This window comes from Bacteroidota bacterium (genome assembly GCA_016714535.1).
Taxonomy (GTDB): domain Bacteria; phylum Bacteroidota; class Bacteroidia; order AKYH767-A; family OLB10; genus JADKFV01.
In genome coordinates this window covers 118,316-131,014 of record JADKDR010000011.1, presented here as the reverse complement: position 1 = coordinate 131,014, position 12,699 = coordinate 118,316, and the positions used below count along the sequence as shown (strand labels likewise).

The window sequence follows — 12,699 nt, the reverse complement described above, 5'->3', positions numbered from 1 at the left end:
AATTTGCTTATAGATTCGAAAGCGGCAAACTGCATAGGTTATGCATCCTTCTTTGTAACCACATGTAACCATCTGCTAAAAGAAAATAATCTTGACAACAGTTGGAAGGCAACATCACACATTGGTCATATTTATTTCCTTGGAAAAAACATTCACGTCTATTTCGATTTGCCACTTTTTAAAGATCACGATTTTGTGACTATTGAAAATAAAACTACAGGCGAAATCTTTGCGGTTGACCCTACCATAAATGATTACTTGTTTATAGATTTCATTACCTACAATAAATAATAAATTTAATATAGCAAGTCGAACTACCTTAATTAAGGTATAGAATGCACTTTATTTGAATTGCCCCCTACTCTATTGTTTGCTGCTAAAGAATAGCATTAAGGTGTGAAAAAACTGAACAGCCCACAGTTACACGTTAATGGCAAGTGGTAAAAATAGAAATTACAACATCACAATTAATAAACAGTAGCAAATAAAACATAATGCAACACATGATAGTATGCTGCAGAAATCAAAAGCAGATGTCAAGTTGAGATTATAATATTGGCGCAGAAAATGTTGTATGCTTTAATTATGGCTTACATGGATGCCATGTTTTTTAAGTGTTTTAAAACCAACATATATGCTCCCTGTTACAACCACAAATAGCAAACCGCAATCCATTACAAGTACACTTAAACACAAACAGGCTGTAGCACATATAAAGCACATCACGGCTCGTATCGCTGAATACTTTCTATTTGAAAAGCACCTTTGTTTGGTCTACTTGTGTGTGAGGTTTGTATAGATGCTAAATGTTATATACTGCCCCTTTTTTGTCGTTAGAGTTTGTTTGTGCCATTAGCAATATTTGTAGGCTTTGGAAATGTGAGGAAGTAGGCAATTACAAACAAAGTTACTGTCGCTGTTGTAATAAATGCTATGGTCGCACCAAATTGAAACCAAATTAAACCGGTCAATGAACTAGCCAACATGGTGCAAATACTTTGGAGTCCCGAAAAAGTTCCGATTGCTGTTGCTGTGTCTTTTTTGTCTGTAATGTTTGAAATCCATGCTTTTGAAATTCCCTCTGTCGATGAAGCATAAATACCGTAAAGAAAAAACAGTCCGAAAAAGTAATAAATGTTTGTATTTATGGACATACCAAAATATACTAACGCAAATAAGGAAAGTCCGATGATGAATATTGCTTTAAGTCCCAAGTAGTCAGCAAGAATGCCCACAGGAAAAGCGAACAGAGCATAAATAAGATTGTAAAAAATATAAACCCCAATTACCATTGTGTCGTCAAGTCCTGCTTGTTTTGTTTGAAGCAAAAGAAAGACGTCTGAACTGTTAAACAGGGTAAATAGTAGAAGTCCGATTACAACTTTTCTATATTCTGTTGGGCTTGCCTTCCAGTAGTTTAAGAATGAAAAAATTGGCGTTTTTACTTTTGGTCTATCCACATTTACTTTCTTGTCTTTTAGATAAAATGAGGATAGAACTGCTAATAATCCAGGGATAAATGCAATGAAAAAAAGTGTTTTGTAGTCTTTAGGATAAATATACAAATAGAGCAAAGCCAAAGAAGGACCAATGACAGCGCCTAGTGTGTCCATTGACCGATGAAAACCAAAAACTTTTCCTTTTGTTGCTGGAGTTGCTTCATCAGAAAGTATCGCATCTCTTGCACCTGTCCGAATGCCTTTACCAAAACGGTCAATTGTACGTGCAAAAAATATCCAAATTGGAAACGTAAAAATTGCCATCATTGGTTTTGAAATTGCACTAAATGCATAACCAAGTTGCACAAACGGAACTCGTCTGCCTGATGTGTCAGAAAGCTTTCCGAAATAACCTTTGCTAAGCCCAGCGGTTGCTTCAGCAACGCCCTCAAGCATTCCAATAAGAACAATTGAAAATCCAATTGTCTTTAAGTAAATCGGCATTATTGGGTACAGCATTTCGCTTGCCGTGTCTGTCAGCAAACTAACTACTGATAAAATCCAAACTGATCGTGTTATATATTTCAAAATTTTCTTTTCTTTTTGTTGAGTTTAAAGTATGCTGTGTCGTCTAAGAACTGCTTATAACGGCAGCCTGTTGAAAACCACTAGCCACAAGCTGCACTTTAATAACATAGGGTAAAAATAAAAATTACAACAACACGATTGAAATGACTTAGCAAAAAAAAAAAAAATGCATCACATGCATGCAAGCCGCTTTAATCAAAAGGAGATATCAGGTTGAGATTGCAATTTTGGACAGAAAATGTTGTGCTCTTTAATGCCGGCTTGAATGGATGCAATATTCATTAACTGTATTAAAAACAATGTATATACTCACTGTTACAAGGAACCAATACCAAGCCTCACTTGGTTACAAATAAACCTATATACAGAACAGATAGCGGCTCATACTATGCTGATAGCGGCTTACGCTGCAGAACACCATCTTTATGCCCCTCTCGTTCGCTCTATTCGAGTGCAGTTTTCTTATAGATGGCTAAATGTAAGCGGTTCGGGCATTTTTAAGTTTATTGATTTTCACTTTTGTTTCATAATTTTGTCGTGTCAATGCCTTTTATGAGTAACCACAAACAAAGACATAGTTCACCTATGAAAATTGGAATTGCAAGGTAAATGAACAGAGGATTCGCAAATCCTTTTGAGAGAAACATTGTAAAACTATTTATCAAGTAGCATAGTCCTGCCATTGCATAAGCGATTCCAATAAGTTTAGGTATCGCATTAGTTCTAAAAATTACATATCCAATTAAAATACAATAAAATCCAAAGAATACTAAACCAATTCCATAACCTTGTGCTTGAATATTTAAGGACAAAAGAGAAAGTGTTGCTAGTTGGTTTGGTTGAAAAGTATTTAAGTAAGTCTCATTACCTAATAGTAACAATGGTGTAATTTGATTTAATAGATTGACTGCAATAATTGCCGTTTGAATAATAACTAATGCTAAAGCAATTTGCAATATAATCTTATTTGACTTTTTGAAAAAGTGAAAAATTATCAATATAGCCGGTATACCAACTATAAAATTGATAAGGTCAGCCACAATACCCCAACGAAATAGCATTTCATTAGTTTTAATATTGTGGGCAGTTGCCATTGCATCATTTGACATTCTTAATGCTTGCCTTACAAAAACTTCCGAAAACAAACCTGTCGCAATCACTACTAAGTAGCAAAAACCTGCAATTCGGGCTAAATTTTTATCTGTAATCATTTTCCTGGAGGTTTATGTTTGTCATTGTCTTTTTTCTTAGTCATCAGTTAAATTTACTTTTTGTTATATTGAATTCTCGGTAGTTTTTTTGCCTGACCGATAACGGCAGACTGTGAAAAAACCAACTAGCCGTCAGCTAAACGTAAATAACATGTGGTAAAAATAAAAATTGCAACAAAACTAAGGACATACCTCAGCAAAAAAGAAAAATCATGTATCACATACCCGCAGTGTGCCTTAATCAAATGGAGGTATCAAGTTTAGATTATAAACTTCGTTGTTTATTTTGATACGATTTGATACGCAAAGATACGATTATGATGTGAAACCTCTAATAAAAAGTGATACGCTTTGATACATTTAGGTTTGATTATGATACGAAAAATAACATTGCTTTCAGGTGAGGGGTTGTCTTTTTACGAGTAATACGCGCCTTGCTACTAACAGCAACTTCACCGCCTTAGGCACGACAAGTTCCGAAAACCCAACTGCCCACAGCTACACTTTAATACCATGTGGTAATAACAAAAATTACAACAACACTGATGACCTAACTTAGCAAAAAAGAAAGAATTATGCATCCTATACATTTGGGCTGTCGTAATCAAATAGAGATATAAAGTTGAAATATCAATATTGATGCAAAAAATGCTGTAGCTGATGTTTTTGCTTGTAATAAAGATTCGGTGAGTGCTTAGTAGAATACACATAGAAGTTTTATTTTTTCTATTGTCATTTATTCGCTAGTATAATTTCGCTACTTTTTTTTGTAGATAAAATGCTTTTGCCTGTTACTGATAATTGGTAATGAGAGAACCTCATGCAAAAACACTTTTAACCTTTAAGCCACAAATGTAAAATAGAAGTCGCTATATTTATTTACCAATACTCATTCCCGTTAAATATTCCTATACAGACTGAGGCGGTTGCTTTGTGCCCTATATATTGATTGCTTACAACCAAGCGACTCTTGCTAAAATTGACTCCAACGCCAGCTTGCATACCTGTATTATGCACTTCACCTACCAAAATTTAATAGCCTTGTTAAAAAGATACCGATAACTTGAACCAAAGTTTGCTTATAAAAAAATATTTTCATGCCTTCGAAATTAGCAGGTAACATTAACTGATTTTGCACGCTTTATTCCAATTCTAACACACTTTATTTCAAATTGCCTACACTTGGGTTACAATTATTTTTTCAATCGTTAATAATGCTGCACATTTGCGACATCATAATTTATAAAATCAAAATAGAATTTGTTTAAATGATAAAGTCGCTCCAATACTACATCGCTCTCTGCAATAATAGCAAGCATTGTATGTACTTGTTTTAATTAAGTGGTACCATCACAATTAGATATATTAACTGTAATAGTAAACGAAGCGTTTGTCACTGCCGAAGTAGCTTATACCTGAATTACGTGAATTAATATTTGATTGTCGTCTGTTTTTATAATCTGAACTAATAAATCAACAAAATGAAAATAATAAAATTTGCAATACTGATTTTTATGCTATCCACTTTACATATAAGTGCACAAAAAACCATGAATGCCATCTATGAACTACGCGGAGAGCGTGAAATGGGTGCAGGGTTCGAATTTACTGAGCAAGGGAAGTTCAACTTTTATCTTGCCTATGGCGGCTTAGATAGGAATGCAACTGGAACCTACACTATAGAAAACGACACTGTAAGATTGAAAAGCGATAAAGTGCCGGCAAGCGACTATGAAGTTGAAAGCCGAAAGAACACAAGCAACTATAAAGGTTTTGTAATAAAAGTAAATGATAAAAATTCCTTTATACTTAGTTACACTATAGCAGTAACTTTAGTTGATGGACAAATGCACTCGCACAAATGCGATGGCAATGGAATAATAAAAACAAATACAACAGCATGCGAGAAAATATTTCTTTGGAATCAACTCTATGGTGATGTGATGACCGAAGTATATGACGCCACAAAAGATAAAGGAAGTAAAAATCAGATTACGGTAACAATGAAACCTACACTACAACAATTTACTTTTACCGGGATTAATTTATTTATAAAAGACAGTGAACTAATACTGCCGGCCAACCTATTGCTTAACGATACCGATTTGAATTTTGAGAAAGTAAAATAAACACATTAAACCAAACTGAAAGTTCTCTCATAAACCAACTGAAATTCGCAATAGAAAATGTCAGAACCTATTCGTTCAAGAAACAACTACGCTTCATTTCAGATTTGCCACACTTCATTTATTTTCCTTATGAGCAAAGCCTAAAATATTACACATTTGTGCGATGGTCAGAAGATGCTATTTAACGGCTTGCTTTGTAGTGCTTACTCTTTGTTTGTATGCTCAGCATGTTACTTACATACCGCAGAGTTTACCACCTTGCTTCGATACTTATTTCCCCAAAGGCTCCATTAAAGCCATGGTGCAAACAGATGATGGTTTTTTATGGCTGGGTACAAGCATTGGCCTGATAAGGTATGACGGATACGAATTTCTCATGTCAAATGGCCCCGATTCGCTGTGGAAAGAAAATGAAAGTGTAGGGGTTTCTGCCATGTGCAAAGACAATAAGGGGAATATTTGGTTGGGATATCTGGATGCTGTTGGTTGTTATAATACCAGAACCAACATCTATAAAAGATATCCATTCGATAAAAGCATAATGTCAGGAGTATCAAACGTGTATGGCATTTATGCAGAGAATGATGATGTGTGGTTTGGCTGCAGTGGTAATGGAATGGTGCAACTACATGTTCCTACAGGCAAGATGTGCCGTTATAACATTGCTACAAAAGAGCGCTTTCCTTACATGAGTGAAATACGCATAGACAAATGCAACTATGTTCATGAAATAAAAAAACGCGACAAGAATAATTTATGGCTTGCCAGTTCAGAAGGATTAATGTCATTCAATATTCAGACGCATGAAATTACCCTTATGCAGCCCAAGCCTGACCCAAAAAATGTGGATGAATACAATGTGATTGCACTTTTGCCTATAGGCAGTAAAGTGTGGGTGGGCGGTTGGCAAAGCGGAGTGCAATGTTATGATACGCTAACAAAAACATGGGAGCGCTTTCTATTAAGCAAAGAGGCAAATGCAGAATTCATCGAAACTGTAGGTGCTTTGTTACCTAAAGGTGACCACGAACTTTGGGTTGGGACAGGCGGCTATGGCTTGTGTACATTTAATACCATAACTAAGGAATTTAATTTTCTGAATGCCGACTCGATGTGCACCGGAATGTCCAAACTCTTTGTTTCGGAATTGCTCTTCAATGATGCACAACAAAACTTATATGTTGGCTTTTTAAATGATTTCCGCTTTTTCAAAAGAAACATTTCCATGTTTGAACAATACCCACTTACATCCTATTCAAATAGAAATTCCGGAAGCAGTGAGGCTGCTTGTTTTTACGAAAGTGATGACCATAAATACTTGTTGGTAGGCGAAATGTTTGCCGAAGGGCTGGAATGTTACAACCAAATTAATGGTGACAAGCGAATTGTGTATTATCAAAAAAACGGGAAAGGCATCAAAATAGATTGGGCCGATGAATTTGTAAAACGCGATAAGGATAATGTATTGCTTTTTTGCAACGAGGGTGTTCTCAATTACAATTTCAATACGGGACAACTTACACAAAAAGTAGTGTACGATACCTTAACAAAACTATACATGAATTATTCTGTTGCACTGTTTCACAGTACAGATGATGGGTATCTGTGGATGTCGAGCTCCAAACTTGGCTTGGTGCGATATTGCTTTAAAGACGGTAATGTCAAGATATTTGGGCATGATGATGGGGATACTACTAGTCTTGCTTCGCATAGTATAAATCGCAGTTGCCCCGATAGTAAAGGCAATGTATGGTTTGCTTATCGAAATATAAATTCACTTGGTTATCTTGATGCCCAAACGGACAAACATATTTACTTTAATAATAAAGGAATAGAAGACAAATTAGAAAACAGTGCAGTAACTTCCATGCTAAGCAGGTACAAAAACCATATTCTTGTAAGCACATATTCGGGCTTAATAATTTTTGATACATCGAAGAAAAAACCAGTCGTAAAAAAAATAATAAACAAAGCCAGGGGTTTTACTACTAGCTTCATAGCAAATGCCTATCAGCAAAACGATAGTATAATTTGGATTATTACAGATAAAGGTTTGTATGCATACAACATTCTTACAGATGCTTTCGATATAGTTACTGAAGACGATGGCGTTAAAGGTTTGTTGCTAAATGTGCGTCAAAGCAATCATCATGAAATTTTTATATGCGTGAGCAAATCTTTTTATAAAGTAAACCAGGCTTACAGTATATCAACACAAAGTCCACTGGCTAGTATTATCACCTCATTCAGCATTAATGATAAAAAAATAAATCATGCTTTAGAAATTGAAAATAATCAACAAATATATGTAACAGCAAATTACGATTACTTCACTGTATCGTTTGCAAGCCTTGATTATCGGTTTAGCAAAGACCTTAAGTATAGCTACATGCTGGAAGGGCTTCATAAAAACTGGATAGATGCCGGAGAAAAACGATATGCAAGTTTTAGTGGATTGAATGGCGGCAAATATATTCTTAAAATAAAATCTACGGTAAATAATGGTTACAGTTATAGCCAAATTACCGAGACACCTATTTATATCGAAACTAAGTACTATAAAACCCTTTGGTTTCGAACATTGATAGCGAGTTTAGTTTGTACATTGCTACTTGCCATCTATCGCTATCGTACCAAACAAAAGAAAGAAATGGATGCGCTAACAAATCGTGCGCAACTTTTAGAAAAAGAAAAATCAGTAGTACAATACGAAAACCTTGTGCAACAATTGAATCCGCATTTTCTTTTTAATTCGCTAACCTCGCTCAGTAGCTTAATAACCATTGACCCAAAAACTGCGCGGCAGTTCGTAGACCAGATGAGTAAAATATACCGCTACCTACTTAAGAGTAGCGAACATGAAACGGTGCTGCTGAAGGAAGAACTTGTATTTGCAAAAAATTATGTTGCACTGCAACAAACACGATTTGATAAAGGTTTTATTGTAAACTTTAATGTGAGTGAACAAATTTCAGAAAAAAAGATAGTTCCCGTAACGCTACAAAATTTAATAGAGAATGCCATTAAGCACAATATAATTGATGAAGAAGTGCCGCTTATTATTGATATTACGAATGACGCTGATTACATAATAATAGAAAACAACAAGCAATTAAAAAATGTAGTGGAAAGCAGCAACAAAAGAGGTTTGCAACAAATGCAATCGCTGTATAAATACATGACAGATAAACCCATTGTAATACTTAGCACTGACCAAAAATTTATAATAAAAATACCTTTACTATGAATGCAATAATAATTGAAGACGAACATTTGATTGCCAAAGAACTTCAATACAAAATAAAAGAAGTGGCAGATGACATTAAGATATTGGAAGTACTGCCAAGCCTAAAAACTTCTAAGCGCTGGCTGATGAACAACGCAGAACCTGACCTGATATTTATGGACATACAGCTAAGTGATGGTATCAGCTTCGAATTGTTTGATACGTATAAAATTAGTTGTCCTGTCATATTTACCACAGCGTACGATGAGTATGCAGTGCGTGCCTTTAAGGTAAATGGTGTAGATTATTTATTGAAACCAATAGACGAAACAGAACTGACAAAGGCCATAGAAAAGTGTCGAGCTATAGTTGCAAGCAAAAATTCTTACCCTGTAGATTTTGCTAAAGCAAAATCAGACTTTATCAGTCCTGAAAGTGCAACGCAGTTCAAAGAAAAATTTATTGTTAGCCGCAACAAGCAGTGGGTACCTGTCAATACAAGTGATATAGCCTTCTTTAACCGCGATGCCATGAATTATCTATATACCTTTTCGGGAGAATACTACCCGCTGGACTTTGCAACACTTGATGAAGCTGAAGAGATACTTGACCCAAAATTATTTTACCGTGCCAACAGGCAATTTATCGTTCACATTAATTCCATCAACACGGTGAAGCCAATGGAAAATCAAAAGCTCACTATAAAACTAAAAGAGCCAAACCATAAATTTGAAATTGATATAAGCCGCGAGCGCGCTCCTGCATTTAAAAAATGGCTCAACAGATAAATACCAGATTACAGAAAAATATTACGTAATACATATTCATAACGAAGCAAAACAATGCTAAGCGAACACCAGATACAATTAATAAAGCACAGTTGGCGACACTTGCGCAACGTAGACCCTGTCATTATTGGCAATGTATTTTATGCCAAACTTTTTATAGATGCCCCGGAGGTGAAACGAATGTTTGGAAATTCGCAAGAAGAGCAATCGAAAAAATTAATTGACATGCTAAGTTTATTGGTAGCACGATTAGACAATATTACATTACTCACTGATGATATAAAGCAATTAGGCCAACGCCATGTTGACTATGGAGTAAAAGATAAGCATTATGATTATGTAGGCGCTGCCTTGATATGGACACTGAAACTAGCGCTTAAAAATGAATGGAATATTGAGCTTGAAAATGCATGGATTGATTGCTATAACCTAATAGCCAATGCTATGAGAAGTTAATGATAGAAGCCAGCTGGGAAGGGCGTTTGATTATCTTTTTTGCGATTTGTATTACTATCAAGAACACGCCTCATTTTAATTTTACTACACTTTATTTCATTTTTACCACGTTTCATATTTATAAATTTTAGTACCCGTTTATTGCATTGCATGTTTGCAGCATAAAATCAAACAAAAAGCAAACACAATGTCAAATAAAAATCAAATCAACAGCAGGGATTATATTTCGCGCAGCTACATACGCGATAACAAAATAAAATTCTTCACCGTTACCCTGGATGTAATTTTCGGAATTGTACTTGTAGGGCTATGCGTTTTCCTGATGAGTATGACTGCTTATGCACAAAACGTAGGAATAAACAATTCAGCACCACATACCAAGTCGTTGCTCGACTTAACATCAAACGATAAGGGTCTACTCACGCCACGTATGACCGAAGTGCAACGCACTTCTATGTTTGCTGTGAGTGATGTAAGCGCAAAGGGCATGCTTGTATATCAAACGGATAATACTCAAGGGTTTTACTTTTATGATGGTGCTGCCTGGAATTTTATGGGAAGCTCAAATAGTGGATGGAGTACTTTGGGTAATGCAGGTACTACCTCAGCCACAAATTTTATTGGTACTACCGATGCGCAGGACTTTGTTGTAAAAACAAATAACTATGAGAACATGCGCATGACTGCTGCCGGAAATGTTGGATTAGGCACAAGCACACCAACAGCTAAACTGCATATTAATTCAAACAGCGTAACGGGCACACAAAATTTAAAAATAACTGAATTTCTAAATGATTGGGCACGCATTGGATTCTACAATGATTCATCAGTAAAATTCTGGGAAATTGCTGCTAAGCCAAATAATGTAGATTCACTTTCGAGTTACAATGTTTTTCACAGTTCTGCCGGCAATTTATTATCACTCCTTGGCAATGGTAGAATGGGAATTGCGAATTCTGCTCCTATAGCACCGCTTAGTTTCAATAATGGTATTGGCCAAAAAATTACTTTTTGGAATGTGGGAACCGCATCATACGGAATAGGATTGCAAGGAGCGTTATTGCAAATGCACACTGCGAGTATAAATGATGATATAGCCTTTGGCCATGGCAATAGCGGTGCATTGGTTGAGACTGTAAGATTCAAAGGCAATGGCAAAGTTGGGTTTGGCACAAAAACGCCAGGCGCCTTTTTGAACAAGGCAAGAGTAGAAATTGCTGATGATGATGGTTCCAATAGTGATCTACTTATGTCAACAGGTGGCACTTTTGGATATCCACAACTAGTATTTCATAAATCGCGTGGAACAGCTGCTGTGCCTACTATTGCAGCAAATGGCGATTGGGCAGGCACTATTGTAGGTCGTTGTTACAATGGGCTTAATTTTGAAAATAGTGCAGCCATTATATTTGGTGTTGATAGTGCAGTAAGCGCTGGCAAAGTTAGAGGCAGTATTTCATTTCATACTTCTGGCGGGGCGCAAGCCGAAAAAATGCGTGTTACTAAAGATGGCAATGTAGGTATTGGTAATGTCAACCCCGTAACTAAACTTTATGTACAAAATAATGATTCGAATTATACCACGGCTTTGCTAATAAATACCCATACCAGTGGTTACTCTGGTATGTGGTTTGCCTCTACCAACGGCTCGCTGCAAGGTCATTTTGGTTATGCAAACTCCTTAGCACCTAACTGGGCTAACAAGGTATATGCAGGAAGTATTTCTGCTGTGCCATTTTTACTTACGACCTCCGACCTCGAACGTATGCGTATAGAAGCAGATGGCGACATTGGAATTGGCACAACCACACCTACCGCACGCTTGCATGTTTACTCTAACAGTGCAACAGGTGCTCAAAATATAAAGGCCCACGAAGTGGGGAGCGACCTTGCACGCATTGGAATGTATAATGACTCAACTACAAAGTTTTGGGAAGTAGCAGCTTTGCCACATAACATTGACTCGCTATCTGTAGTACATATTTACAACAGCAGTGCAGGTAATTTGCTCTCCGTTAAAGGTAATGGTCGTGTAGGAATTGCAAATAGCAATCCCATAGCTCCATTAAGTTTCAATAGTACACTTGGACAAAAAATTACTTTATGGAATAATGCAACATCAAGCTATGGTATAGGTGTGCTGCCATCATTGTTGCAGATTCACACGGCAAATGTAAACGATGATATTGCCTTTGGTTATGGCTCTAGTTCAAGCTTTACCGAGCATGCACGTATCAAAGGAAATGGAAACATTGGAATGGGCATTATCAACCCAACTGCACGTTTACATATTTACTCTAACAGTGCAACAGGCACACAAAATATAAAAGTGCAGGAAACAGCCAATGACTTTGCCCGCATAGGAATGTACAATGACTCTACTACAAAATTTTGGGAGATAGCAGCCCAACCAAATGCAGTTGATTCACTCGCGAGGTTTAATGTTTATAATAGCTCAACAGGCGCTTTACTTACTGTAACCGGAGATGGAAACGTTGGTATTAAATCAGCTAACCCTACTGCCGAGCTTGAAGTAAATGGGTTTACAAAATTAGGTACTGATGCACCAGCTATAAAAATGAAAAAATTTACCGGCACTACGAGTGCCACTCAAGGTGGTGCAATATTTTTTGCTCATGGAATGAACTCTGCAAAAATAGTAGACATCGGTGTGGTCATAGAATACAGTGCGGGAAGTTTTGTTACCATAAATTATAACCTCACAGTCGGTTTCGAAAGCGGTGTTTATTATACTGCAACACATGTTTTTCTGGGCAATGTAAATGGAAACTCAGCCAACATTCTTAGCAAGCCTTACAAACTGGTTATCACTTACGAAGAATAATTCGTTACTAATTTCTA

General features: G+C 36.3%; 8 protein-coding genes. 6 read left to right on the top strand and 2 right to left on the bottom strand.

Annotation, left to right across the window (positions count from 1 at the left end; genetic code table 11):
* Positions 1–3: 3 nt before the first annotated feature.
* A complete protein-coding gene (locus IPO27_14490) occupies positions 4–291 on the top strand; it encodes a hypothetical protein (GenBank protein MBK8847678.1) in 288 nt (95 codons plus the stop codon).
* A 542-nt stretch (positions 292–833) separates the two neighbouring features.
* Here the strand turns inward: IPO27_14490 and IPO27_14485 are convergent.
* Both IPO27_14485 and IPO27_14480 read right to left on the bottom strand, forming a co-directional pair.
* Entirely contained in the window at positions 834–2,027 is a 1,194-nt protein-coding gene (locus IPO27_14485) for an MFS transporter (GenBank protein ID MBK8847677.1), read from the bottom strand.
* 524 nt (positions 2,028–2,551) lie between these two features.
* Positions 2,552–3,238 (bottom strand): DUF4386 domain-containing protein, encoded by a 687-nt coding sequence (locus IPO27_14480; GenBank protein MBK8847676.1) that lies wholly within the window; start codon positions 3,236–3,238, stop codon positions 2,552–2,554.
* 1,481 nt (positions 3,239–4,719) lie between these two features.
* Here IPO27_14480 and IPO27_14475 point away from each other — a divergent pair.
* The 5 genes from IPO27_14475 (at position 4,720) to IPO27_14455 (ending at position 12,682) form a co-directional block, all read left to right on the top strand.
* Positions 4,720–5,367: a hypothetical protein gene (locus tag IPO27_14475; protein MBK8847675.1), complete on the top strand. Its 648-nt coding sequence runs from the start codon at positions 4,720–4,722 to the stop codon at positions 5,365–5,367.
* Positions 5,368–5,530: 163 nt separating this feature from the next.
* Positions 5,531–8,614 (top strand): histidine kinase, encoded by a 3,084-nt coding sequence (locus tag IPO27_14470; GenBank protein ID MBK8847674.1) that lies wholly within the window; start codon positions 5,531–5,533, stop codon positions 8,612–8,614.
* Entirely contained in the window at positions 8,611–9,381 is a 771-nt protein-coding gene (locus tag IPO27_14465; protein MBK8847673.1) for a response regulator transcription factor, read from the top strand. The genes IPO27_14470 and IPO27_14465 overlap by 4 nt, the downstream gene beginning before the upstream one ends.
* Before the next feature lie 54 nt (positions 9,382–9,435).
* Positions 9,436–9,837 (top strand): hemoglobin, encoded by a 402-nt coding sequence (locus IPO27_14460; GenBank protein MBK8847672.1) that lies wholly within the window; start codon positions 9,436–9,438, stop codon positions 9,835–9,837.
* Between the two features lie 187 nt (positions 9,838–10,024).
* Positions 10,025–12,682: a hypothetical protein gene (locus tag IPO27_14455; protein ID MBK8847671.1), complete on the top strand. Its 2,658-nt coding sequence runs from the start codon at positions 10,025–10,027 to the stop codon at positions 12,680–12,682.
* Positions 12,683–12,699: the final 17 nt, after the last annotated feature.